This window comes from Curtobacterium sp. ABR8 (genome assembly GCF_057812125.1).
The window spans coordinates 807,639-832,439 of the sequence record NZ_CM173818.1; the positions used below are offsets into that span (position 1 = coordinate 807,639).

Sequence of the window (24,801 nt, forward strand, 5' to 3'; positions counted from 1 at the left end):
TACATGCCCGCCCTATGCAGACGCAGTGAGATGAGCTGTGGGAAAGCGCTCCAGATTCTGATCTCGCTGCCTGCCGATCCCCATGACTGCGCGGATCAGTGGGTACCGCCGCCGATGCGAACGGACGCGCCCTGCCGGGCGTGTCGCCGCTTGCCCGCGCATACGACGGTGACGTCGGCGTCGTACGCGTGACGCTCGCGATGTGCATGCGATCCGGGCGGCTCTCTGCTTCGGGGACTCAGAAAACGTAGTGATCTTCGCGGCCGGATTGGTCCTGTTTGCGGACCCCGCTCGTCCGCGACCCGCGCGTCCTCCAAGATCACGCCCGTTCCGCGCATACCCCCTCCGAGGCCGACCGCCGGCCTCGGAGAGGACCACATGCCCGCCCCGACCACGGCGCTCGCAGCGCTCCACGCCGAGTACTCCGACCACGCAACGCAGTCAGCCCTGACGCTCACCCTCGACCAACGACGCGGCGTCGCGTTCTACCTCGCCGACACCGATGACGCCGTCGAGGTTGAATCCTTCGTACGACGCTGGACCGACCGAGTGCACGACCTCGACGACTTCGTCGACAAGCACGGACGGATGCCCCGCGCCGACTCGACCCGTCCTCGCCCTGCGACCGCCGAACAGACCCTCGTTGACACCCTTACGTACTTCCGGCAGGTCGGCGCTGCGGGCGGCTACTGCTCGTACCAGGTTCGACGACTTGAAGCGGTGCCGGGCTTCGCCTGGAACCCCCGTGACGCGCAGTGGTCGTCGATGCTCGCCGCGCACCAGCAGTTCTGGGTTGATCATCAGCGACCGCCGCGTCGTCGCGCGACCGACCCTGCCGAGGTGACGATCGGACGGTGGGTTGCCCAGCAACGAGCCCAGCACGCCCGCGGCCGCCTGCTGCCCGAACGCGAACAGCAGCTCCGGGCAGCACGGTTCCGGGTCCTCTGACGGCGTTACCGAACTTCGCGAGCCTCAGCGAGGATCCGTCGACGGTGCTCGGAAGCGTCCATCGTCGGAATGTGCCGCAGGGACGTGACCAAGTGCTCCGGCTTGCGCAGTCCGCCGGCAGCCATGAGCTCCCCGACGTGCGTGCCGCCAGCGAGGTGCGTAGTGATCCACGTAGCGCGCATTCGCGTGGGGACTGGCTTCGGCTCGTTGCCGAAGTCGGTGTGATTGATGAACGGCGTGACGAAGTTGTAGGTCGCCTTTCTGTCCTCCCCGCCAAGCACCCATGCGTCGTCCGGCACGTCCGCGAGGGAGTCGATGAGGAGCTGTTCCCATCGTTCGAGCACAGGTACCGACCTCGGCCTTCCGCCCTGGACGTCGACGAGCGCTCCGTCACGGTCAACGAGCACGTCGCTCCGCCGCAGCTGCTGCATCTCCCACGGGTCAAGCCCAGCACCTGCTCCCAGGGCGAGGACTGCGCCAGCACCTCGACGTCGCAGTGCCGTCGACTGCCCAAGCGCCCAGGTCTCGAGCAGGTTCATTTCGAGGTCGGTGTACGGGGCGGTAACGGACTGCCCGTTCAACGGCGCAAACTCGATCGGTCCCTCGTCGGGGAGGACGACCTCCGAGATCCGGAGCAGAAAGGACCGGTAGTCGCGGAGCGTCTTATCCTTGAGGTGGAGGTCGTCGCGGGAGATGTACCGGCGGATCAGCACCGGGTGGAACACGTTCGCGACCTTCTGCATCCCGTTGATGTGGACGACCCAGTCAACGTACGGCGTCACCGCGACCATCAGCCGCTCAGCGAGGTAGGCACACGCGGGCGCGACGAGCGCGACAGCGTCCAGCACGAACGGCTCGATGTTGGCCCACCGGTCGGTGGGAACCGACTGGCTCCGGTACTTCCGCATCGCGTGGAGGGGCTCTGGGCGAAGCTGCGCGATAAGAGTCCCGTTGTCTGGGTTTGAGCTTCGGGCACCGAGCGTTGAGTCCCCGAGGATGAGCGGCTCGGGTTCCCAACATTGGACGTGCGAGCAGTGCTCGACGGGACCTTGACGTGGGAACGGACGGCCGAACGCGGCGCCCATCGGCCGCCCCAGGGCGGTCGCGGACGTGATGGTCTCCTGGTTCGGCACGACGAGGTGCTCGGTTGAACTCGGTGAGCGGAGCGCCGCTCGAACGGCGGAAGGGAGCGAAGGCATGCCACGGCTATGCCTGACGGCCGCGCCTTGACGTGAAGAACGTCAAAAAGTCGAGCAACCCGACCCCGAAGGACGAGTCCGAGCCGACTTCCCCGGCTGGTTCGGACGTGCCGGCATAGCTCCAGGACAACGACTCCTGGAGGACCCCTTGGACTACCGCACCGCTACCCGGGAAGAACGAGCCGCCGAGTTCATCGACTTCGCGACGAAGCTGCACGACAGCCGATACGACTACGAGCACGTTCCACTCGGCTACGTCAACGGCGACACCAAGGTCACCATCATCTGCCCCGACCACGGGCCCTTCGAGCAAACCCCGCGCGAGCACCGCCGAGTCCGCGAAACGCCCTGGGGCCCACAGCGTGGCCAGGGTTGCCGAGACTGCAGAGGGTTCAACGCTCAGGCGAAGATTCGTCGCGAGCGATTCGTTGCGAAGGCTCTGGCCACGCACGGCGACCGGTACGACTACACCGATGTCGTGTACTTGGACGCGCGAACCGACGTGACCGTGAACTGTAGCGAACACGGAGCATTCTCAGTCCGGCCAGACAACCACACCTGCAAATACGCGACCGGCTGCCCCAACTGCGCCCTCACATCTCACCGCTCGGCACCGCGGTCAAAGAAGAAGTCAGAGGAAGGCCAGTGGCGGAACCGCCCGGCAGGGACGACCACCGGACGGAAGCGGACCCCGCGCAGCGCGGAGACCCGCTAGCTGCGCCGTCGACCGCAGCCCCACTACTCGTTCGCCTCAACGTGTCAGCACCGGGCACGTCGTGAGCGACGGCGAGGCTTGCAACCAGCCGGCAGCGGGGGAGCGGCTACCCGAATCGGCTGCGGGCAGAGCGATCCGTCGGCCCAACCCACACCATCGCGATGGCGTTCCACGGGATGTTCTCGCGGTTCGTCGGCTTGCGGCAGCAGGCAGGGTTGTTGTTGTGAAGAGGGGAGCGAAAGTGTCTCGAAGTGCCTCAAACTGTCTGTTCCGCTCCTTGTTTGTCTGCCGCCAAGGCTTCCGCGACTTGGCGAGTGCTGTCGGCCGGCGGCGGAAATGGCAGCCGCTGATCTGCCTAGAAGCCCACGGGAGTGTGGCCGCCCCACCCCGATCTGGATCGGTAGTGCGCTGATCGTGATCGGCCTGGTGTGCTGGATCGTCGAGGGCGTTCTAAGCAGTCGCACGACAGGCGGCGGACCGTCTCACTAGCCGATCGTGGGTTCAGCCGGTCGTTGCAACACCACCGTGAATTGGAGTGTTGCAGATGGGATCGAGGCTGGACCACCGTGCCCGAGAGGCGCGGTTCTGGGAGCTATTGAGACAGGGTCTCGGACGCACGGCGGCCTGTGATGCTGTCGGCGTGGACCGACGTCAGGGATACCGATGGGTCAAAGCAGCCGGCGGACGGAACCCGTTCGCCAACACGCCCCGCTCCGACAGGTACCTCAGCCAAGAAGAGCGGCTCCAGATCGCAGACCTACGCCAGGACGGTGAGGGCGTGCGCGCGATCGCCAAAGCACTCGGTCGGTCGCCGTCGACGATCAGCCGCGAGCTCACCAGGAACGCAGCGGCTGGCGGAACCTACCGGCCGTACTCGGCTGAGAAGCAATGCCGTGCTCGTGCGCGACGCCCGAAACCGCGGAAACTCGACCGGCTGGAGCTCGCTCTGCAGGTCGAGCTGCGGTTGGTGCGGAACTGGTCCCCGGAGCAGATCCGTGATGACCTGGCTAGGACATTCCCCGACCGGCCGGAGATGCACGTGTCCCACGAGACGATCTACCAGTCCCTCTTCGTCCAAGGCCGCGGCCACCTGCGCGCTGACCTGCACAAACACCTCCGCACCGGCCGAGCCCTCCGCCGGCACCGCGGTGAACGTCGGCAAGCGTCGTGGTCGAAGATCCGCGACATGATCCTGATCAGCGAACGCCCCGCTGAGGCCGACGACCGGGCTGTTCCCGGCCACTGGGAAGGCGACCTGATCGTCGGGATCAACGCCCGCAGCGCGATCGGCACCCTCGTCGAACGAACGACTCGGTACGTGATGCTGCTGCATTTGCCCAACGGGCACAGCGCCGACGCGGTCCGTGACGCGATGATCCCCACCATCCAGACCCTGCCCGAGCATCTGCGCCGGTCGTTGACGTGGGATCAAGGCACCGAGCTTGCCCGACACAAAGACATCACCCTCGCCACGGACCTCGCGATCTACTTCTGCGACCCGCACAAGCCCTGGCAGCGCGGCTCGAACGAGAACACCAACGGGCTGCTCCGGCAGTACTTTCCGAAGTCCACCGACCTCAGCGTCCACAGCCCGGAACGGCTCCTCGAAGTCGCGGCTGAACTCAACGGCCGCCCCCGCAAGACCCTCGACTACCGCAGCCCTGCAGAAGCATTCGAACAGCTACTCTCGGACCCGAAACAACCACCCGTTGCAACGACCCCTTGAAACCGCCGGTCCTTCAACGGACGAGTGGTCAGAGCCTGTCCTTGACGCAGTTCTGTCTGTCTCAGATGTGTGAGCAGCTTCGTTCTGTGTCGTGCTTCTGGCTTCGCTTGGTGTCGGGTAGGCCGGTCGCTACGGCTGCAGGAGCTCTCGTTCGATGCGTTCCGCGACGGCGTTCCGCATTGGTCGCACGTCTGCCGGTGACCAGGAGGTGGGGTCGGGGAACGACCACTCGAGGACTGTCCCGCGTGGTTCGGCGGGGAGTTCGAGACCGGGCTTCATGAGGACGACGATGTCCGCCTGTTCGAGCAGGTCGGGCGTCACTCGCCGGGGGACGCGTCCGGTGATGTCGAGGCCGAGCTCGCCCACGGTCGCGGCGATCGAGGGGTTCACCTCGTCGGCCGGGGTGATGCCGGCGGAGGTGGCCGTGTACCGGCCGGGGGCCGCGATTTCGAGGAGGGCGGCGCCGAGTTGGGAGCGTCCGGCGTTGTGCTTACAGATGAACAGGACGGTCGGCTTCGTGGTCATGGGCGCGAGTCCGGTCAGTTGGTGCAGCACGAGGTGCTGTCAGTGGCCGGCTCCGGCAGAGTGCAGCACGCAGCCTCGTCAGCGGCAGGAGTGCCGGTGACGGCTGGGGTGGTGCAGCAGGAGCTGCCACCGATGTCGGAGGAGCAGACGCCCGTTTCGGGGAGGACGAGTTCGAGCTGTCGGGCTCCGGTGTGGTCGCCAGCGAGTTCAGCGGCGATGGAGCGGACTTGCTCGTAGCCGGTGAGGAGCAGGAAGGTGGGGGCGCGGCCGTAGGACTTTATGCCGGCGATGAAGAAGTTCGGCTCTGGGTGCGCCAACTCGGCGACACCGTGCGGAGGGACGGAGCCGCAGGAGTGCAGGTTCGGGTCGATGAGCGGCGCGAGGGCTCGGGGTGCTTCGACGATGTCGTCGAGGCCGAGGCGGATCTCGCGGAGCATGTCGAGGTCGGGCCGGAACCCGGTCGCGTTCACGATGACGTCGACGGTCACCGCGAAGGGCTCTCCGGCGCGACGGCCGGTGACGGTGACCTGGTCGCCGTCGGCGCGGACGTCGTCGATCTCGTACGAGGCGATCTGCTGCACCTGACCGGACTCGACGAGCCCGTGGACGGTGGACCCGAGCTGCCCGCGGGCGGCGAGCCCGTCTGCGGCGTCGGCGCCGAGCCGGGCTGTGCCGGCGTTCCGGACAGCCCACAGCACGTCGGTACTCGGCGCGATCTTGGCGAGGCTGGCGAGCTTGATGAGGGTGTTCGCGGCGGAGTGGCCGGCACCGACGACGAGGACCCGCTTCTCGGCGAACCGGGCACGATCCGCTCCGAGGACGTCCGGCAGGGCGGACGTGATCCGGGTTCCCAGCATGCCGGTGGGTTCGAGCCCTGCCGCGGTGAGGGGGTTCGGGGTCGTGTACGTGCCGGAGGCGTCGATGACGGCGCGCGCGGTGACGGTGTTGGTGGTGTCACCGCTGCGCAGGCGAAGCAGGAACGGGGTGTCGGCGCGGCCGGTGGAGCGGGTGCGGTCCATGCCCTGCCGGGAGACCGCGTCGATCCAGGTGCCGTACCGGATCACCGACGCGAGTGGGGGTGTGGCGGCGAGGGGTTCGAGGTACTGCGCGACGAGGTCATGCCCGGTCGGCAGCGATGACGGCCGCGGCTCGGTCCATCCGGCGGGTCCGAGCAGGCGGCGGGCGGCGGGGTCGATGACGTATTGCCACGGGGAGAACAGGCGGGTGTGTCCCCAGGCGCGGACAGCCGTGCCCACGCTGGGGCCGGCTTCGTAGACCACGACATCGAGGCCCTGATCGAGGAGGTGCGCGGCGGCAGCGAGCCCGACGGGGCCGGCGCCGATGACGGCAACGGGGAGTCCGGTGAGGCGGTCCGCGTCAGTCCGTGGTGGGACAGTGAGGGTGAGCGTCATGATCTGCGGCTTCCTGGTCGTTACGCGGTTGCTTCGGTGGGCAGCAGCTCGGCGAGGAGCGTCTGGACGCGGTGCTTGATGTCGTCCCGGATGGGGCGGACGTCCTCGATGCCGCGACCGGCAGGATCGGTGAGTTCCCAGTCCTCGTATCGCTTCCCGGGGAAGATCGGGCACGCGTCGCCGCAGCCCATGGTGATGACGGCGTCGGATTCCCGGACCGCGTCGGTGGTGAGGATCTTCGGCTGGTTGCCGGCGATGTCGATGCCGTCTTCGGCCATCGCCTGGATCGCGATCGGGTTGATCTGGTCCTTCGGCTCGGAGCCGGCGGAGAGAACCTCGACGCGGTCGCCGCCGAGGGCCTGGGCATAGCCGGCGGCCATCTGGGAGCGTCCGGCGTTGTGGACGCAGACGAACAGGATCGTGGGCTTGTCACTCATGGGTGTGGGTCTTTCCGGGTTCAGCGGATGAGGGTGAGCCAGCCGGCAAGGGCGGCGAGGGTGACGGCGAGAACGGGGATGGTGAGGACGATGCCGGTGCGGAAGTACTGCCCCCACCCGATGTGGATGCCCTTCTTCTCCAGCACGTGCAACCACAGCAGCGTCGCGAGGGACCCGATGGGGGTGATCTTCGGGCCGAGGTCGGAGCCGATCACGTTGGCGTAGACCATCACCTCGTGGGTGAGCCCGGTCGCGCCGGCGCCGCCGATGGCGAGGGCGGCGATGAGGACGGTGGGCATGTTGTTCATCAGGGACGCGAGGATCGCGATGGTGAACCCGACGCCGAGCGCGGTGACGAGGACCCCGTGGTCACCGAACACGTCGAACAGCGTCGCGAGGTGGTCGGTGAGGCCCTGGTTCTGGATGCCGTAGACGACGAGGTACATGCCGATGGAGAACAGCACGATCTGCCACGGCGCCTCCCGGATCGTCTTCCACACCGGAATCACCCGACCCGACGGCGCACCCGACCCAGCGCCGCCGGCGGTGACGGTGGCGGTGCCGCCCGTGGTGACGAGGACCGGGGCAGCCTCCGCACGGGCGAAGAGGAACGCGGGCTGCCGGGCCGCCACGGCGACGATCACGACCGCCCCGACACCGGCGACGGCCGCGAGCGGGACGCCGAGCGGGTCGGCGGCGAAGTACCCGACCAGCAGCAGCGCCAGGACGACCCAGCCGGCACGGAACGTCGCCCGGTCCTTCACCGCCGCGGCAGGGCTGGTGAGGGCGAGGACGTCGTACCGCTTCGGGATGCTCTTGCCGAAGTAGAGCAGCAGCATGCCGAGGGACGCGAGGACGGAGACGATGCCGACGGGGATCATGACGGCCGCGTACTCGGCGAAGCCGAGGTGGAAGTAGTCGGCGGAGACGATGTTGACCAGGTTCGACACCACCAGCGGCAAGCTGCCGGTGTCGGCGATGAACCCGGTGGCGAGGATGAACCCGAGCGCCGCCTTCCGCGGCATGTTCAGGGCCCGGAGCATCCCGACGACGATCGGGGTGAGGATCAGCGCAGCCCCGTCGTTGGCGAACACCGCCGCGATGACGGCGCCGAGGCCGACGATCAGCACGAACAGCAGCCGTCCGTTGCCGCGACCCCAACGGGCGACGTGGAGGGCAGCCCACTCGAAGAACCCGGCCTCGTCGAGGATCAACGAGATCAGCACCACCGCGACGAACGTCAGTGTCGCGTTCCACACGATCCCGACCACGGTCGGGACGTCGGAGAGGCCGACGACGGTGGTGGCGAGGGCGATGACGGCGCCGATGAGCGCCGTGTACCCGATCGGGAAGCCCTTGGGCTGCCAGATCACCACCACGAGCGTCGCGACGAAGATCGCCGCCGCGACCACAGCCATCACCATCAGTCCGTCACCGCAGCCTGATTCGCCGCCGCGGCGGCGCGCTCCCAGCCCTGCGCGGCGACCTGCACGGCGTCCCACGGGGACCCGAGCGGCGGCGTGTAGCTGAGGTCGAGATCGATCACGTCGTCGACGGTGAGTTCCGCGTGGAGGGCGGTGGCGAACGTGTCGATGCGCTTGCTGATCTCCGCGGTGCGCTGCCCGACGATCTGCGCGCCGAGGAGCCGACCGGTGGTCTGGTCGCCGGTGACGCTGATCGTCAGCGGGACGGCGCCCGGGTAGTACCGCTTGTGGTCATCCGCCACCGTCACCCGAGTCAGCGGCGGCACCTCGAGCGGGCTGGTTTCGTGCTGGCGGAGGCCGGTACGGGCAGCGACCAGGTCGAACACCTTCACCACCTGCGTCCCCACCGAACCGGCGAACGTCTTCGAGCCGCCGAGCATGTTCTCCCCGGCGACGCGACCCTGCTTGTGCGCCGTCGTCCCGAGCGGCAGCCACGTCGTGCCGAGAAGCCGGTGGTGCGTCACGACGCAGTCACCGGCAGCCCACACGTGCGGCACCCCGGTCCGCATGGACGCGTCGACCACGATCGCGCCAGCCTGGCCCAGCTGCGCTCCAGCGGCTACGGCGAGTCCCGTGACGGGACGGACGCCGACGCAGACCACGACGAGGGCGAACGTGCCCTCCGCGTCGCCAGAGGTCGAGCTGGTGGCGACGCGCCACTGTCCACCGTCTGCCGGTGTGATCCCGGTGACAGTGGACCCCGTCAGCACGGTCGCGCCGTGGCGGCGGACCTCGGCGGTGACGAGGGAACCGAGTTCGGGGTCGAGGGTGGAGAGCACTTCGGGACCGCGCTGGATCAGCGTCGTGTCGAACCCACGGGCGACGAGGCCCTCGGTCATCTCCAGGCCGATGTACCCGGCACCGACCACTGCCACCCGGCTCCCCGCCGGCAGCAGCTCGAGGGCAGCGACGACCTGCTCGGCATCCGTCATCGAGTGCAGCAGGTGGATGCCCGGCTCCGCGAACGGCACCCCGGCCGGACGCACCGGCTCGGCGCCGGTGCCGATCAGCAGCTCGTCGTAGGAGATCTCCTCGACGCCGGCAGGGCCGGTGACGGTGAGGCGGCGGCGGCGGCGGTCGACGTCGATGGCGGAAGCCCAGGTGGAGGAGCGGACGGTGATGCCGGCGGCTTCGAGGTCCGCGCGGGTGCGGTGCGCGAGGGACGCTTCCGTGGCGACGTCGCCGGAAACCCAGTACGGGATGCCGCAGATGGAAAAGTTCGGGAACTCGTCCGCGAGCACCACCGTCACATCCGTCGACGGGTCGAGTTCACGGGCGCGGAGCGCTGCGGCGATGCCGGCGTCACTGCCGCCAACGGCGAGGAGGTGAGTCATCAGGCTGGTCCTTCACGGATCGAGCGGGAGCCGGAACCCGGCGGGTACATCGAAGCACGTCGATATCGATGAGCGCAAATATAGACGTGTGTCGAAGTCCGTGGGAGGATGAGGTCATGACGATCGAGCTGCTCCCCATTCAGGACGTCACCGCGTGCTGCTCACCCGTCACGACCGAGGCGATGGACCAGGCATCCGCGGAGGTGCTGGCGAAGTCACTCAAAGCGATAGCCGACCCGGCACGGCTCCGGCTCATCTCGATGGTCGCCGCGCACGACGGCGCCGAGGCATGCGTGTGTGACCTGCAGGAACCGCTCGGCCTGTCCCAGCCGACCGTCTCGCACCACCTCAAGGTCCTCGTCGACGCCGGGATCCTGCACCGCGAGAAGCGCGGCACCTGGGCGTACTTCTCCCTCGTTCCCGGCGCGCTCGACACCCTCGCCAGCCTCATCACCACGCCAGCCCGATAGTCACGATTTCCACGGCCCCCGAAATACTTCGCTTGGTCCAAGCGGCGCGACTGTGAGCAGCTTTGCTCGATGTCGCCCTTTTCGCCGCGCTTCGTGTCGATGGTGTGAGCACTCGCCGGGGATGCTGGTTGGCAACCGAGCACCCACGAAGGCCACCCTGACGTGAGGGTGGCCTTCTGCTGGTCTGGACGGTTAGAGGCTGGCGAGGAGCGCGGCGCAGGCTTCTTCGCAGCGGCGGCATGCGTCGGCGCAGATCTTGCAGTGCTCGTGCATGTCGGCGTGCTGTGCGCATTCGTCCCCGCACGCCTTGCAGGCGGCCAGGCACGCCTCGAGGATCGTGCGGGTGAGGTTGGCGTCGTAGCCGGTGTGGCGGGAGAGGACGTTGCCGGTTGTTGCGCAGATGTCGGCGCAGTCGAGGTTGGTGCGGATGCACTTGGTGAGCTCGGCGACCATGTCTTCGGCGAGGCACGCGTCGGCGCACGCGGTACAGGTTTGCGCGCATTCGAAACACGCGTCGACGCAGGCGGCGAGGGCTGCCTGGTCGATGCTGCCGAGGTCCTTCGGGTAGGTGCGGAGCATGTCGGTGGTGGTGCTCATGGGTCATCCTTTCCGTCGGTACTGCTGTTTCGCCGGCGTCGGTTGACGTCGAACGTGTGGGGGCCATGGTGGCCGGTTCGGGCTTAGCTGACTCCTCGTGTGGCGAGGAAGGCCATCGGGTCGGTGGCGACGCCGTTGTTGCGGATCTCGAAGTGCAGGTGGCATCCGGTGGAGACGCCGGCGTTGCCGACGCCGGCGATGTTGGTGCCGGCGGCGACGGTTTGCCCCGTGCGGACGTAGATGCCGGTGGCGTAGACGTGGGCGTAGGCGCTGGTGATGCCGCCGCCGTGGTCGATGATGATGATGTTGCCGTAGCCGCCGTAGGGTCCGGCGTAGGTGACGGTGCCGGCGGCGGTGGCGTAGAGCGGGGTGCCGCAGGGGGCGCTGAAGTCGGCTCCGGCGTGGAGGCGGTAGTCGCCGTAGACGGGGTGGATGCGGTACCCGTACGCCTGGTAGAAGGTGTACGAGGTGATTGGTCGGGTCCACCCGGGCGCTGTCCCGCTGCCGCTGGGACGCGTGCTGCCGGCAGCGGGGGCGGACGGTGCGGGCGCTGACGCGGCAGGGCGCGACGCGGCTGCGGCTGCGGCTGCGGCGGCTGCCTGTTGGCGGGCGCGGGCTTCCGCGTCGGCTTTCGCTGCGGCAGCGGCGGCCGCAGCGCGGGCGCGGACGCCTGCTTCATAGCCCTGCTCGATGCTGAGCCGGTCATCGCGCAGCGTCGCCAGCTGGGCACGCATCGTGCTGACGTTCTCCCGCTCGCTCGCCTCCGCGGCTGCCGCGGCTTCGCTGGCGGCGACGGCGGCATCGAGGGCGTCTTGCGCGGCGTCCGCGAGCTTCGTGCGGGCGTTCTTTGCGACGCGGGCTTGGGCGGCGAGGGCGCCGGCGGTTTTCGCCGCGGTGCTCGCGCGGGCGTAGAGGCCATCGACCTGCTCGCCGATTTTGCTCGACATGCTCAACCCCTGCAGGAACGCATCTGGGTCGTCCTGTCCGAGGATCGCGCCGGCACCGAGGCCGCTGCCGCCTGGTCGGGTGAGGGCCGCGGCGACTTGCCCGACGGTGCTGCCGAGCTCTTCGGATTCCGTTGTCGCGGCAGTCGTGCTCGCGGCGAGTTTCGCGTGCGCTGCGGTGGCTTGATCGAGGTCATCCTGCGCCGACTGGTAGGTCCGACCGGCGGCGTCAGCCCGGTCGTCGGTCGCTTGCGTTTTCTCCTGCAGCTGGTCGATCAGCCCGTTCAGCGTGCTGATCTGCGCCTGCTTGCTCTGCTCGCTGCCGCGGGCGGCTTCCACCTGATCCCAGGTCGGAAAGTCTGCCGCGCGAGCCGGCGTTGGCGCCGTGAGCGGGAGCAACAGCGTGAGGGCGGCTCCCGTGAGGATGACGTTCCGGCGAAGGCGCGGGATCCTTTGCACAAGAAATGACAGAGTCAGTTTGATCCGGCGCATATTCAGATTCCCGAGTAGCTGTGCAGGCCTTTGAAGAAGACGTTCACGACGGAGAAGTTGAACATGACCGCGGCGAAGCCGATGAGCGCCAGCCACGAGGACCGTGCCCCGCGCCAGCCGCGCGTCGCACGCGCGTGGATGTACCCGGCGTAGACGACCCAGATGATGAAGGTCCAGACCTCTTTCGTGTCCCAGCCCCAGTAGCGGCCCCAGGCCCGCTCGGCCCAGATCGCACCGGCGATGAGCGTGAAGGTCCAGAGGACGAAGCCGACGAGGAGTACACGGTAGGTGAGCACCTCGAGCCGGTCGGCGTCGGGCAGCGTCTCCATGAACCGGATCTTGTTCGAGGTGGTCCGGCCCTGGTGGTAGGTCTGCACCAGCTGCGCCACCGCGAGCCCAGCGCCGAGGGCGAAGAACCCGGTGCCGGCGATGGCCACGAACACGTGGATGACGAGCCAGTACGACTCGAGCGCGGGCACGAGCGGACGGACCGGCACGTAGTAGTTCACGGTGGCGATGCCGAGCAGGATGATCGTCAGGCCGGTGATGAAGACGCCGAGGAACTTGAGGTTCTGCCAGAGCTGCACGAGCAGGAAGATCAGGATGATCAGCGCCGTGCCGGTCAGGGAGAACTCGAACATGTTCCCCCACGGCACACGGTCGGCCGCGATCCCGCGGAGGACCACCGAGCCGACGTGCAGCACGAGCGCCAGGACGGTCATCGCCATGCCGACCCGCTCGAAGCGGGTGCCACGGCGGGACGAGCCGTCGCCGTCGGAGGACTGCGCGACGCGCTCCAGGACGACGGTGCCGCCCTGGACGGTCGCGACGGTCTTCTGCTCGGCGGCGGCCTTCGGTGCCCCGGCGCCCGAGGAGGCCGCGGCGACCTCGCCGGAGCGCTTCGCCATGTCGAGGGCGAACGCGATGAACGCGACGACGTAGACCGCCATCGCGGAGTACGTCAGCACGACCGAGTAGGTCGCGAGGTTTGTGGTCATGTTCATTCTGAGCTCCTGTTGGAGATGAGCGCGAAATGTTGCCGAGCAATGTCGTCGACAGCGCGCAGGAGGTTCGGATCCTCGCCGCGGGCAAGGCCCGCATACTCGAGGTTGTATTCACCGTTCTCGGAGTCGGCTTGCCGAAGCGCCTTGATCCAGATACGCCGACGCGGGACGAACAGCGAGGTCAGCAGTCCCAGCATCGCCAGGATCGCGAACGCGCCGACGAGAACCTGTGACGGGTCACGATTGATATCCAGCGACACGTACCGCTTCACACCGTCGAAGGTGATCGACCCGGCACCGTTCGGCAGGGTCTTCGTCTGCCCGGGCTTCAGCTCGATGCTCGCCGCGTCGGACTGGCGACCGGCGATCTGCTTGAGGCCCGACGTGTCGAGCGTGTACACGCTCCGCGGCACACCGTCGTCGAGACCGAGGTCGCCGGTGTAGACCTGCAGCGTCAGGAGCGGGTTCTGCGAGTCCGGGTAGGCGCTGGTGTACGCGCCGGTCGACAGCTTCGAGGCCGTCGGGTAGAAGAACCCGACCATGCCGAGCTGGTCCGGAACGGCGTCCGGCACCTTGATGACGCCGGTCGAGGTGTAGTTCGAGTCCTCCGGCAGGAACGGCACGACGTCCTTGAACGCCACGTCGCCCTTGCCGTCGCGCACCGTCACGCCCATGGCGTAGCCGTTGCCGAGCAGGTACACGTTCGTGCCGCCGACGCTGAGCGGGTCGTTGACGCCGAGGCGGCTGGTCTTCGCCTCGCCGCCCTTCTCCCTGCTGGTCACCGTGGCGGAGTAGTCGAGGGCCTGGCCGAGGGCGTCGAGGTTCCGCTCCTCGTACTTCGTGACGAACTTGTCGAGCGTCAGGTTGTAGCCCTTGAGGTCGGTCTGCTGGAACCAGCGGCCCGGGTTGAACGAGTCGTACGAACCGAGCACGTTCGAGAAGGTCTGGCCCTCCACCAGGAGCCGCTGTCCGGTGTAGCCGAACCCGCCGCCGACGCCGACGGCGAGCAGCACGCCGACGAGGGCTGCGTGGAACACCAGGTTGCCGGTCTCGCGCAGGTAGCCGCGCTCCGCGCTCACCGAGTCGCCGAACCGCTCGACGCGGTAGCCGGAGCGCTTCAGGATCGCCATCGCGCGCGTCACGGCGTGCTCGACGGACGGGAGGCCCGTGGCTGCGTCCGTCCCACCCGCTGCGGTGGTGACCGTGTCCGGGTTCACGGCGACACTGCGGTAGCCCGCCAGACGCGTCAGGCGCGCGGGCGTCTTCGGCGGACGGGTGCGGAGGGCCTGCCAGTGGTGCTTCGTGCGGGGCACGATGCAGCCGATCAGGGACACGAAGAGGAGCAGGTAGATCGCGGAGAACCACACCGAGGTGTAGGTGTCGAAGACCTGCAGCTTGTCGAGGACCGGGAAGAGCTGCGGGTGGTCCGCCTTGTACTGCACCACGCCGTTCGGGTCCGCCGTGCGCTGCGGCACGAGGGAGCCGGGGATCGCCGCGAGGGCGAGCAGCATGAGGAGGAAGAGCGCCGTCCGCATGCTCGTGAGCTGTCGCCAGAAGAACCGGACGTACCCGATCAGGCCGAGCTTCGGCTGGTTGACCTCGCCGCCGCCGCCGCCGTCGGCCGGTCCAGCACCGTCGACGTGGTCGGAGGGCCGCATCGGGTCGGACGCGGTGCCGTTCTCGATCCGGCTGTCGTCGGTCTCAGACTGCCGGGACATAGCTCTGGATCACCGCCCCGACGCTCGACATGACGGCCGACCAGATTCCGGTGACCATGAGCAGACCGATGACGATCAGGATCGCTCCTCCGATGATGTTGACGGTGCGCATGTGGCGCTTCACGGCACGGATCGCTCCCGTGGCCCAGCCGGCGCCGAGCGCGACCAGCACGAACGGGATGCCGAGGCCGAGGCAGTACGCGACCCCGAGCCACATGCCCTGCCAGGCGCTGCCCGACTGCACGCTGAGCAGGTTGATCGCGGCGAGGGTCGGGCCGAGGCACGGGGTCCAGCCGAGGCCGAACACGATGCCGAGCAGGGGGGCGCCGAGGAGCCCGGTGGCCGGGGTCCAGCTGGGCTTGATGGTGCGCTGCAGGAACGTGAACCGGCCGACGAACACGAGGCCCATCGCGATGACCACCACGCCGAGGATCTGGGTGATGAGGTCGCGCCAGCGGACGAGCCAGAAGCCGAGCGCGCCGAAGACCGTCGTGTAGGCCACGAACACGGCCGTGAACCCGAGGATGAACAGCAGCACCCCGAGCACCACGCGGCCGCGGCGCTGCCCGCCCTCCGCGACGCCGCCGACGTAGCCGAGGTAGCCCGGCACGAGGGGCAGCACACACGGGGACAGGAACGACACGAGCCCCGCGAGCAGCGCCACCGGGAGGGCGACGAGCATCTGCCCGCTGAGGATCGCGTCGGAGAAGGGGTTGCCGCTCATGGGGTCAGGACGCCTTGAGCTCGTCGCTGACCAGGGTGTCGAGGATGCTCGTGCCGTCGACGGCGCCGAGGACGCGGGCGGCGACCCGGCCCTTGCTGTCGAGGACGATCGTCGCGGGGACGGCGTTCGGCGCGATCTGCCCGGACAGTGCGAGCTGCATGGTGCCCTTGTCCGCGTCGAGCACCGTCGGGTAGTCGACCTTGAAGGTGCGCTCGAACGCGGCGGCGGTGGCCTTCTGGTCCCGGACGTTGACGCCGATGAACTGGACGTTCTTGTCGGTGTACGCCGCATGCACCTTGTTGAGGTACTTCGCCTCGGCACGGCAGGGCGGGCAGCTGGCGTACCAGAAGTTCAGGACGACGACCTTGCCGCGCAGGGCCTTGGCCGAGATCGTCTCGCCGTCGGAGGTCGTCGCGGAGAAGTCGACCGCGTCGGTGCGCTTGTCGGCGGCGACCTCGGTCACCGCACCGTCACCGGAGATGTAGTTCTGCGTGGTCCCGTTGCCGTACTGCTTCGACAGGGAGTCGTTGCCTGAGGAGCATCCGGCGAGGACGACGGAGAGCGCGATCGCAAGTGCGACGGTTGCCCCACAACGTCTCATCAATCTGCACTCCGCTCTGAAATCGGCCGACGCGAACACGCGGGGACACCCTGTCCGAAGCTGTTCAGAATGAGGCACATGTTGGTGAAGGCGACGGGTGCTGTGATGGTCACAGCGTCCGGCCCGCGTTGGCCCTGAGCCATGCAATGGGGTCGACAGGGGTGCTGCCACCGAGCATGACTTGCAGGTGCAGGTGCGCTCCGGTGCTGGCGCCGGTGTTGCCGACGAGGCCGACGAGTTGCCCGACGGCGACGCTCTGCCCGACGCGGAGTGGGGACGAGCCGTAGATCATATGGGCGTAAAGGGTGGAGATGGTCTGTCCGTCGATCTGGTGGTCGATGATGACGTACTGGCCGTACTCCGGGTGCGTCGCGGAGACCCGTACCGTCCCCGCGGCGACTGCGCCGATGGGGGTGCCGGCGCCGGGGGTGATGTCAGCGCCTTGGTGCATCGACGAGCATGCTGCGCACGGCGCGGTTCGGGCACCGAACGGTGAGCTGATGCGGATCTGCCCCGGGAACGGCCAGCGGATATCGCCGGCGCCGGTATTCACGATGGCACCCGACTGTGCGGGGCTCGGGGCCGTCGTCGAGGCGGTGTTGGAGCTGCTCGTGGTGGTCTTGGTGGTGATAACCGGCTTCGGAGTGGGCTTGGTGACGGTGTAACCGTCACGGTCGATGGACACGGTGACGCCCGTGGCGGTAAAACTCTGCCCCGTCGCGACCGGGTTGACTCCGGGGAGCACGGTCGCTGGTCCGGTGGAGGCCTGGGCTGGAATCGCGGCGGTAGTGAACAGAGCCAGGGCTGCCGCCGCCCCGGTGAGCGGAAGCGCAGCAAGGGCACGCGAACGCATGGTCCGCAGCGGCTCCGCCACTCTCCGAGGGGGTGCAGGGAGCGGCCGCGGGATGGCCGCGGTGCTGGAAAGGGCGGTCGCGGCCGCGCGTTCAGCGGCGAGGGCTTCCCGCCGGGTCAGGGGCGTAGGCATGGGCGTGGGGACGTTTGCACGGTGCTGCTGGGGCACTGAAAGGCTCCAAGAAACGATGGGCCGGTTGCGGCCGAAGGGTGGGACGTCGAGCGGAACTCGAAGCAGGGAAAGAGTGGGCGGCCGATCGTGGGCCGCGGCGGGGAGGGGGGACACCGCCGCGACCCACGGCCGGGGTCACATCGACGCGAGCATGTCCTTCATCTGGTTGATCTGCTCGGTCTGGCTCGACACGATCGACTTCGCCATCGCGACCGCGTCGGTGTTCTTGCCCTTGTCGACTTCGGTCCCCGCCATGTCGACGGCGCTGGTGTGGTGTTCGACCATCTGCTGCAGGAACAGCTTCCCGGCGTCCGCCGGGGAGGCGCTGTCGAGGGCGTCCATGTCGGAGTCGGACATCATTCCCGACATCGAGGAGTGGTCCATCCCGGACATGCTGGAGGCTTCGGTGGGCTCACCCCACTGCTTCAGCCAGCTGGTCAGGGACGTGATCTCCGGCCCCTGTTCCGCCTTGATCTGCTTGGCGAGGGTGACGACGTCAGCGTCCACGTCGGAGCCCTTGGCGAGGAGCATGTCGCTCATCTCAACGGCCTGCTTGTGGTGCGGCAGCATCTGTTGCGCGAACATGACGTCCTGGTCGTTGTGCGCCGACGCCGCCGACGAGGACGACGAGGAGGAGCTGTCCGATGAGCCGGCGTTGTTGGTGGAGCAGCCGGCGAGGGTGAGGCCGATGGTGAGTGCGGCGGCGGCCGCGAGGGTGCGCGTGATGGTGGTGTTCATGGATCCGTTCCCGTGAATGCGTCAGGGGTTCCGGGCAGGCGAATACCCGCCCGTGTTCTGGGCATGCAGGAGCGTCCGAAGGGAGCGCTCCCGCCGGGGATGGATCAGATACGGATGATCTGCAGCGCCGTCAGTGATGGCGGCTTGGGTGCCGCGACGCGGCGTGCGACACGGTCCCCGAGGGCGAGGAGGCGTGCGAGGACGTAGAGGACCCCGCCGTTCCGGGTGCGCAGCAGCGCCCACGCGAATAGGGCGATCGTCAGCGCGCACGCCATCCCCATCAGGGAGCACATCAGCGCGCACAGGCCGCCGTCGCAGCCGGCATCACTGAGCACGCTCATCACCGCGCCAGCCGGCGCGGCAGCGTGGGCATCGTGTCCGGCGGCGTCGCTGTGGGTGTGCTCGGCCGTCATGCTCGACGTGGCGGTCATGGGGTGATCGCCGGTGGTGGCGTGGCCGAGCATGCTGTGCATCAGGACCGTGAATCCGACCAGCAGCAGCAACGCCAGAACCGCCGTGGCCTGCAGCAGCAGGCGGCGGCGCGTGGTGTTCGCGGTGGTGAGCATGCGGATCCGTACTGATGGCTGGTCGGGGTGCGGGTTCTATGGTGCAGGACGAGCGCTGAGAGAACAACCGCCCCGTCTGGTGGGCAGGGGGTGGTTAGGCGCGCACGAGGCGGGCGATCGCGTCGGAAGCTTCCTTGAGCTTCACCGCGGCAGCGTCGCCGCCTTCGGCGACGGCGTCGGTGACGCAGTGCGCGAGGTGGTCATCCAGCAGGCCGAGCGCGACGGATTGCAGCGCCTTCGTCATCGCGGACACCTGGGTGAGGATGTCGATGCAGTACTGCTCCTCATCGACCATCCGCTGCAGGCCGCGGGCCTGCCCCTCGATGCGGCGCAACCGTTTGAGGTAGTCGTCCTTCGCGGTGATGTACCCGTGGTGGTGCTCTGCTGCGGGTGCGGTGGTGTCGGTCATGGACGCTCCTCGGGGTTCACCGTTTACGGTAGCGGCGCTCATGACGCCGTCGACCAATCGAACGGGGCCGGCGCGATCGGCGTACCGGACCCACGGGTGATGACGATCGCGATGTCCTGCTGGTCCTGCAGTTCCAAATCCGGCAGCGGCGTGGTGGTGCGGGTGCCGTTGACGAACACGGCGACGTGCCGGTCGTTCCTCCCGTCGACGTACCCGCCGACCTGCCCGTCTCGCAGGGTCACGTTCCACTCGGTGAAGAGCTGTCCGAGGGTGAACGGCTGCACCTTCGCGGACTCGACATGCACGATGCCGGAGGTGTCGTGGGTGTGGAGTGCAGACATGCCGCCCCGCTGCACGTCGACGCCGATATTCGCCGGCACCGCCACCGGCTTCGCGTCCACCGATACGGACAGATGCTGATGGGTGTGCAGCGCCGCGCCTTCCATCCCCGCCACCTCGAGCCCGGCAGCCTTTGCCCGCGCCGCCGCATCCGCGGGGGCCGGCCACGGCGGTGCCGCCGTCACCCCGGACGCTGTCGGCGCCGTGTCGTTACCGCGGGTCAGGGCGGTGACCGTGATCGTGGTGACTGCGGCGAGGACGATGACCACGGCGGCGCCCAGTAGCCACCACCGGCGGGTGCGGCTGCGCTGCTGCTCCGCTCTGCGATCAGCGGCTTTTCGCCGCGCCTCTTCTCGCCGATCAGTCTTGGTCGCCATCACGTCCTCTTTCCGGTTGCCGGTTCGGCGGATCGGGAACACATCCGCTCGACCGGCGTTACACTCGCTACGGTACCCCCCTAGGGTACCTGACGAATTTGGACGACGAAGGGATCACCACGATGAGCGAGCAGCTGACGAACACGTACGGCATTACGGGCATGACGTGCGGGCACTGCGTGATGAGTGTCAACGAGGAACTCGTCGCCGTGCCGGGCGTCACGGACGTGACGATCGACCTCAACGTTGGCGGTGTCTCCACCGCTCGGGTGACCAGCACTCGCGACCTGCCGCAGGAGGAAGTCTCCGCCGCTGTGGAGGAGGCCGGCTACACGTTGGTCGCATCATGACCACGACCAGCACCCCGGCGGTTGAGCTGACGATCGAGGGGATGACGTGCGCGTCGTGCGCGAACCGGATCGAGCGGAAGCTGAACAAGCTGCCCGGCGTGACCGCGAGCGTGAACTACGCCACCGAAAGCGCCTCCGTCACGTTGCCTGCGGACCTCGCTGTCGACGACGCGATCCGCACCGTTGAAGCGGCCGGGTACGGTGCGCACCTGCCCGAACCGCCCGGTGCGGACACCGACGAGCTCGCGCCGCTGCGGCGGCGCCTGATCGTGTCCACGGTGCTCGCCGTGCCGGTGGTGGCGCTGTCGATGGTCCCGGTACTGCAGTTCCCGGGATGGCAGTGGGCCGTTCTGGTGCTGGCGCTGCCGGTCGCTGTGTGGGGTGCGTGGCCGTTCCATCGTGCTGCCGCGATCAACGCCCGGCATGGGGCCGCGACGATGGACACCCTCGTCAGCGTCGGCGTCGCCGCCGCGACCGTGTGGTCCGTCTGGGCGCTCGTGTTCGGCGGCGCCGGGCACATCGGGATGCAGATGGCGTTCTCCTGGTTCCCACACCCGGGCGCGGCTCCGGAGCCGTACTTCGAAGTCGCCGCCGCGGTGACGGTGTTCCTCCTCGCCGGCCGATACTTCGAGGCCCGCGCGAAGGACCGCTCCGGCGCCGCCCTGCAGGCGCTCCTCGCCTTGGGTGCACCGACTGCCCGGGTGCTCCGAGACGGTGTCGAAACTGAGGTGCCGACCGCAGCACTGCAGGTCGGGGACCGGTTCGTGGTCCGTCCCGGTGAACGCATCGCCACCGACGGAACCATCACCGATGGCACGAGCGCGATCGACACCAGCGTGATGACCGGTGAAGCGGTCCCCGTCGAGGTTGGCACCGGCGACACCGTCACCGGCGCGACCGTGAACGTCGGCGGCCGACTCATCGTCGAAGCCACCCGCGTCGGCCAGGACACGGAGCTTGCCCGCATCGGCCGGCTCGTCGTGTCCGCGCAGACCGGCAAGGCCGAGGTGCAGCGCCTCGCCGACCGGGTTTCCGCCGTGTTCGTCCCGATCGTCATGGGCCTGGCGGTGCTGACCCTCATCGGGTGGCTGCTGCTCACCGGCGACGTGCAAGCCGCGTTCACCGCCGCCGTTGCGACCCTGGTGATCGCCTGCCCGTGCGCCCTGGGGCTGGCAACTCCGACCGCGCTGCTCGTCGGCACCGGACGTGGCTCCCAGCTCGGGATCCTCATCCGCGGACCCCAGGTCCTCGAGGCCACCCGCCGGATCGACACCGTCGTGCTCGACAAGACCGGCACCGTCACCACCGGCAAGATGAGCGTCCACCAGGTCACCGCCGTCGGCGGGGAAACCGACACCCGAGTCCTCGCCCTCGCCGCCGCCGCGGAAGCAGGATCCGAACACCCCATCGCCCGCGCCATCACCGCAGCCGCCACCGACCACCCCACCGCGGACACGTTCCAGTCCACCGCCGGGCTCGGCGTCCAAGCCGTCGTCGACGACACCCTCGTGCTCGTCGGCCGACCCGCCTGGTTGACCGACCAGTGGGCCATCACCATCCCCGAAGCGGTCACGGACGCGGTCCGGACCGCGGAACAGGGCGGCGCGACCGCGGTCGTTGTCGCATGGGACGGCGCAGCCCGCGGCGTCATCAGCGTCGCGGACACCATCGCGCCGACCAGCCCGGACGCGATCCGTCGCCTGCACGACATGGGGCTGCGCACGATCATGCTCACCGGCGACGCTGAAGACGTCGCCCGGACCGTCGCAGCGGAGGTTGGCATCGACGACGTCGAAGCCGAGGTGCGACCCGAAGACAAGTACCGGACCGTCACCCGGCTGCAGCAGCAGGGCCGGTCCGTGGCGATGATCGGCGACGGCGTCAACGACGCCGCCGCTCTCGCCGCCGCTGATCTCGGGATCGCGATGGGTAGCGGCACCGACGCGGCCATGGAAGCCGCCGACATCACCCTCATCCGAGCGGACCTGAGCGCCGCGGCGGACGCGATCGCGCTCGCCCGCCGCACCCTCGGCACGATCAAGGTGAACCTGTTCTGGGCCTTCGCCTACAACGTCGCCGCGATCCCGCTCGCGATGGCCGGCCTGCTGAACCCAATGATCGCCGGCGCCGCGATGGCCCTTTCCTCGGTGTTCGTTGTCAGCAACAGCCTGCGCCTGCGCACGTTCCAGCCTCGCTGACCGGCGGACACCGAGCCCGCCGCCCGCCTACACTCACCCGCATTACCCCTCCGGGGTATAGCAGCTCGGGAAGGAGATCGAATGTCCGGGTACATCACCATCGGCATCGTGCTCGGCGTCGCACTGCTCGGCATCGCCGCCCTGATGCTGCTGTCTCGAGCGACAGCGGTCGCTCCGATTCGCAAAGACGTGCTGCCGTTCGGGTCCGGGTGGGATCTCCAGGAACACGCGCTCTCGCGCTTCCACACCCGCTGGTACCCAATGACGCTGGTGTTCCTCGCGTTCGACGTGGAAATGCTCTTCATGTACCCGTGGGCTGTCGTTGTCGCGCAGATGGGTGCAGAGGCGGTCATCGAGATGTTCGTCTTCCTCGGGGTTCTCCTGGCGGGTGTCGTCTGGGCCTGGCGGGAAGGAGCGTTCCGATGGGTGTGACCACGGATCGCCGCCGACCGCTGCATGTGCTCCTCGTCGAGGTGCCCGGCAACGGTGCAGCCCGGATTGCACTGGAAGCAGCGGCTGCGTCCGCCGGTCATGTCCTGGCCACCCACCCGGCCGAAAGCGACGTCCTGCTCGTGTGCGGAACCCCCGGACCAGAGATGCGGACGGTCATCGACCGCGTGTGGGATCAGATGCCCTACCCGAAGCACCGGGCGGCACTGACCAGCCCCGACGAAATCGGCACCGTCTTCACGACCGCGCAGGACTCACTCACGGACCGACGTGCACAGCGCTCCGCCGCTCGCGAGGATGGGATCGATGGCCGGCACCTCGCCGAGGACGGCCCCGACCACGAACATCCCAACGACGAGCACCCGGACGACACCGACGAATCGATGCATGAACACGACATGCCCATGGGCGGTCACGACCACATGTCGATGGATCACATGTCGATGAGCGGTCCGGGCGGCTACCCACTCGCCGACGGGGCGGATGATCGGGACGGGCTGGAGATGGACGTGCTGCACCGGCGACTCGGTCCGATCCTGCCGGTCTGGCCAGCTGGCGTGATCCTGGACGTGACGCTCACCGGCGACACCATCACCGACGCCTCCGCCTCGGTGATCGATGTCGACGACCACAAGCGGGGGGAGCCACAGAGCGGCGCGGCCTCCGCGCTCGACCAGGCCGCCCAGATACTCGCCGTCGCCGGATGGGATGCCGTGGCAGCCCGGACGCTCCGCGTACGGGATCTTGCCGTGACCGGCCGCCGGGACCAGGCGCGGGAACGCATTCGGCCGCTGCGCCGCCGGATCGAGCGCTCCGTGATGCTCCGCTGGTCCCTGCGCGGCCTCCAGGTTCGACCCGACATCGACGTCCGCACGGTCCTCCTCACTCGACTCGAGCGCGCAGACGCCGCACTCAACGGACGTCAGTTCGAGCCGGAACCGGCGACGCCGGTAGATGAGATCCCATCCCTGGTTAAAGGACGCGACATCGGCAGCGCCCGCCTCATCATTGCTGCGCTCACCGTGTTTCCCATGCCTCGCGCGGACTCGGCCGATGAGGTCGGCACGACGAGACGGCATCAGCATGGTTGATGTCGGAAACGCCCTCTGGGCACTCGTCCTGCCCGGCGTCGTCCTCGTCCTCGCCATCCTGGCCGCCAGCGGCAACGCCGCCCTGGCAGCACGAGACCGCGGGATACCGGTGCATGTTGGGGTCCTCTCGCCGTTCCGGGAAACCGGCCGGCTCCTCCGCCAACAACGTCGATCCGTGCTCGGCGCGGACTCCCTTCTGTGGCGGATCGGCGGGTCCGGGCTAGCCGTCGCCGCGTTCCTCGCCGCTCTCGCCGTTCCCGTCGGCGCTCTGGTACCACTGGACATTCCGGTCGGCGTGGTGTGGTTCAACGCCGTCGACGTCTCCCTCTGGGCCTTGTGGTGGCTGCTCGGGTGGGGCGGCAACAGCGTGCACCCGCTGATCGGCGGGTACCGGTTCCTGGCGCAGGCCCTGGCGTACGAGATCCCGCTGATGTTCGCCCTGACCGCCCCCGCCATCGGTGCGCAGAGCCTTCGGCTGACCGACGTGGTCGCCGCGCAGCAACCGATCTGGTTCGCCCTGACAATGCCGGTCGCGTTCATCGTCTACTGCGCCTCCGTCACCGCGTTCTCCGCCTGGGGTCCGTTCGCGTTTCCCGCCGGCACAGACATCGCCGGCGGTGTCCTCGGGGAACTCTCCGGCGTCGACCGACTGCTCGTTCTCGCCGGCAGATGGTGTCTGCTCGTGGTCGGCGCCGCATTCGCGGTGCCGATGTTCCTCGGCGGCGGAGCTGGTCCGTTGCTTCCGTCGGCGCTATGGGTGCTGTTGAAGACGTGTTTGCTGCTCGCCGTGTTCTTGCTGCTCGGACACGCGATGCCCGCGATCCGGCCGCAGCGGCTCGCGGAGCTGGGCTGGGTTGTCGTGTTGCCGCTGGTGCTGCTGCAACTGCTGGTCACGTCGGTGCTCGCCGTGATGGGGAAAGGATGACCGG

Annotated in this window: 26 protein-coding genes; 9 read left to right on the forward strand and 17 right to left on the reverse strand. The window is 68.5% G+C overall.

Features of this window, described 5'->3' with window-relative positions; translation table 11 throughout:
- The first annotated feature begins 378 nt into the window (after positions 1-378).
- A complete protein-coding gene (locus tag ACXKZB_RS03950; protein WP_096897528.1) occupies positions 379-948 on the forward strand; it encodes a helicase associated domain-containing protein in 570 nt (189 codons plus the stop codon).
- A gap of 5 nt (positions 949-953) precedes the next feature.
- Here ACXKZB_RS03950 and ACXKZB_RS03955 read toward each other — a convergent pair whose 3' ends face one another.
- Complete coding sequence (locus ACXKZB_RS03955) at positions 954-1,856, reverse strand: hypothetical protein (protein WP_141399078.1); 903 nt, start codon at positions 1,854-1,856, stop codon at positions 954-956.
- Between the two features lie 439 nt (positions 1,857-2,295).
- On the opposite strand from ACXKZB_RS03955, the gene ACXKZB_RS03960 reads away from it, so the two are divergent.
- Positions 2,296-2,862, forward strand: a complete 567-nt coding sequence (locus tag ACXKZB_RS03960; protein ID WP_488824795.1) for a DUF723 domain-containing protein — start codon at positions 2,296-2,298, stop codon at positions 2,860-2,862.
- A gap of 544 nt (positions 2,863-3,406) precedes the next feature.
- The gene (locus ACXKZB_RS03965) at positions 3,407-4,588 is read left to right on the forward strand and encodes an IS30 family transposase (RefSeq protein WP_217508332.1); all 1,182 of its coding nucleotides are present in this window, start codon (positions 3,407-3,409) and stop codon (positions 4,586-4,588) included.
- Positions 4,589-4,717: 129 nt separating this feature from the next.
- Here ACXKZB_RS03965 and ACXKZB_RS03970 read toward each other — a convergent pair whose 3' ends face one another.
- The 5 genes from ACXKZB_RS03970 to ACXKZB_RS03990 are packed head-to-tail and all read right to left on the reverse strand — an operon-like array spanning position 4,718 to position 9,780.
- Complete coding sequence (locus ACXKZB_RS03970; RefSeq protein ID WP_096897525.1) at positions 4,718-5,113, reverse strand: arsenate-mycothiol transferase ArsC; 396 nt, start codon at positions 5,111-5,113, stop codon at positions 4,718-4,720.
- A 14-nt stretch (positions 5,114-5,127) separates the two neighbouring features.
- Positions 5,128-6,525 (reverse strand): FAD-dependent oxidoreductase, encoded by a 1,398-nt coding sequence (locus ACXKZB_RS03975; protein ID WP_488824796.1) that lies wholly within the window; start codon positions 6,523-6,525, stop codon positions 5,128-5,130.
- A gap of 20 nt (positions 6,526-6,545) precedes the next feature.
- Entirely contained in the window at positions 6,546-6,962 is a 417-nt protein-coding gene (locus ACXKZB_RS03980; RefSeq protein WP_488824797.1) for an arsenate reductase ArsC, read from the reverse strand.
- A 20-nt stretch (positions 6,963-6,982) separates the two neighbouring features.
- On the reverse strand, positions 6,983-8,380 hold the full coding sequence (locus tag ACXKZB_RS03985; RefSeq protein WP_488824798.1) for an arsenic transporter: 1,398 nt from the start codon (positions 8,378-8,380) through the stop codon (positions 6,983-6,985).
- Between the two features lie 5 nt (positions 8,381-8,385).
- Complete coding sequence (locus tag ACXKZB_RS03990) at positions 8,386-9,780, reverse strand: FAD-dependent oxidoreductase (protein WP_488824799.1); 1,395 nt, start codon at positions 9,778-9,780, stop codon at positions 8,386-8,388.
- 116 nt (positions 9,781-9,896) lie between these two features.
- Between ACXKZB_RS03990 and ACXKZB_RS03995 the strand changes: the two genes are divergently transcribed.
- The gene (locus tag ACXKZB_RS03995) at positions 9,897-10,250 is read left to right on the forward strand and encodes an ArsR/SmtB family transcription factor (RefSeq protein WP_111057091.1); all 354 of its coding nucleotides are present in this window, start codon (positions 9,897-9,899) and stop codon (positions 10,248-10,250) included.
- Between the two features lie 192 nt (positions 10,251-10,442).
- Here the strand turns inward: ACXKZB_RS03995 and ACXKZB_RS04000 are convergent, their stop codons facing one another.
- From ACXKZB_RS04000 to ACXKZB_RS04050, 11 genes are all read right to left on the reverse strand, one after another.
- The gene (locus tag ACXKZB_RS04000) at positions 10,443-10,847 is read right to left on the reverse strand and encodes a four-helix bundle copper-binding protein (RefSeq protein WP_111058337.1); all 405 of its coding nucleotides are present in this window, start codon (positions 10,845-10,847) and stop codon (positions 10,443-10,445) included.
- 83 nt (positions 10,848-10,930) lie between these two features.
- Positions 10,931-12,283, reverse strand: a complete 1,353-nt coding sequence (locus tag ACXKZB_RS04005; RefSeq protein WP_175350994.1) for a peptidoglycan DD-metalloendopeptidase family protein — start codon at positions 12,281-12,283, stop codon at positions 10,931-10,933.
- Between the two features lie 2 nt (positions 12,284-12,285).
- On the reverse strand, positions 12,286-13,281 hold the full coding sequence (gene ccsB / locus ACXKZB_RS04010) for a c-type cytochrome biogenesis protein CcsB (RefSeq protein WP_375537599.1): 996 nt from the start codon (positions 13,279-13,281) through the stop codon (positions 12,286-12,288).
- Between the two features lie 2 nt (positions 13,282-13,283).
- Entirely contained in the window at positions 13,284-14,945 is a 1,662-nt protein-coding gene (gene resB, locus ACXKZB_RS04015) for a cytochrome c biogenesis protein ResB (protein ID WP_375537600.1), read from the reverse strand.
- A 43-nt stretch (positions 14,946-14,988) separates the two neighbouring features.
- On the reverse strand, positions 14,989-15,729 hold the full coding sequence (locus tag ACXKZB_RS04020) for a cytochrome c biogenesis CcdA family protein (RefSeq protein WP_111058311.1): 741 nt from the start codon (positions 15,727-15,729) through the stop codon (positions 14,989-14,991).
- Positions 15,730-15,733: 4 nt separating this feature from the next.
- Positions 15,734-16,330: a TlpA family protein disulfide reductase gene (locus ACXKZB_RS04025; protein ID WP_111058309.1), complete on the reverse strand. Its 597-nt coding sequence runs from the start codon at positions 16,328-16,330 to the stop codon at positions 15,734-15,736.
- 109 nt (positions 16,331-16,439) lie between these two features.
- On the reverse strand, positions 16,440-17,015 hold the full coding sequence (locus ACXKZB_RS04030; protein ID WP_175350995.1) for a peptidoglycan DD-metalloendopeptidase family protein: 576 nt from the start codon (positions 17,013-17,015) through the stop codon (positions 16,440-16,442).
- Between the two features lie 474 nt (positions 17,016-17,489).
- Positions 17,490-18,092 carry a DUF305 domain-containing protein gene (locus ACXKZB_RS04035; RefSeq protein WP_111058305.1) on the reverse strand — a complete coding sequence of 201 codons (603 nt, stop codon included), beginning with the start codon at positions 18,090-18,092 and terminating at the stop codon, positions 17,490-17,492.
- A 104-nt stretch (positions 18,093-18,196) separates the two neighbouring features.
- A complete protein-coding gene (locus ACXKZB_RS04040) occupies positions 18,197-18,658 on the reverse strand; it encodes a hypothetical protein (RefSeq protein WP_111058304.1) in 462 nt (153 codons plus the stop codon).
- 94 nt (positions 18,659-18,752) lie between these two features.
- Positions 18,753-19,067, reverse strand: a complete 315-nt coding sequence (locus tag ACXKZB_RS04045; RefSeq protein ID WP_056120637.1) for a metal-sensitive transcriptional regulator — start codon at positions 19,065-19,067, stop codon at positions 18,753-18,755.
- Positions 19,068-19,105: 38 nt separating this feature from the next.
- A complete protein-coding gene (locus ACXKZB_RS04050; protein WP_146248015.1) occupies positions 19,106-19,783 on the reverse strand; it encodes a hypothetical protein in 678 nt (225 codons plus the stop codon).
- 122 nt (positions 19,784-19,905) lie between these two features.
- Here ACXKZB_RS04050 and ACXKZB_RS04055 point away from each other — a divergent pair, with 122 nt between their 5' ends.
- The 5 genes from ACXKZB_RS04055 (at position 19,906) to ACXKZB_RS04075 (ending at position 24,797) form a co-directional block, all read left to right on the forward strand.
- Positions 19,906-20,133, forward strand: coding sequence for a heavy-metal-associated domain-containing protein (locus ACXKZB_RS04055; RefSeq protein ID WP_111058318.1), 228 nt, complete (start codon positions 19,906-19,908; stop codon positions 20,131-20,133).
- Entirely contained in the window at positions 20,130-22,331 is a 2,202-nt protein-coding gene (locus ACXKZB_RS04060; protein WP_175350997.1) for a heavy metal translocating P-type ATPase, read from the forward strand. Before ACXKZB_RS04055 ends, ACXKZB_RS04060 begins: the two co-directional genes overlap by 4 nt.
- Before the next feature lie 81 nt (positions 22,332-22,412).
- Positions 22,413-22,763 (forward strand): NADH-quinone oxidoreductase subunit A, encoded by a 351-nt coding sequence (locus ACXKZB_RS04065; protein ID WP_096897501.1) that lies wholly within the window; start codon positions 22,413-22,415, stop codon positions 22,761-22,763.
- Positions 22,754-23,872, forward strand: a complete 1,119-nt coding sequence (locus ACXKZB_RS04070) for a hypothetical protein (RefSeq protein WP_146248019.1) — start codon at positions 22,754-22,756, stop codon at positions 23,870-23,872. The genes ACXKZB_RS04065 and ACXKZB_RS04070 overlap by 10 nt, the downstream gene beginning before the upstream one ends.
- Positions 23,865-24,797 (forward strand): NADH-quinone oxidoreductase subunit H, encoded by a 933-nt coding sequence (locus ACXKZB_RS04075; protein WP_096897499.1) that lies wholly within the window; start codon positions 23,865-23,867, stop codon positions 24,795-24,797. The genes ACXKZB_RS04070 and ACXKZB_RS04075 overlap by 8 nt, the downstream gene beginning before the upstream one ends.
- Positions 24,798-24,801 lie beyond the last annotated feature (4 nt).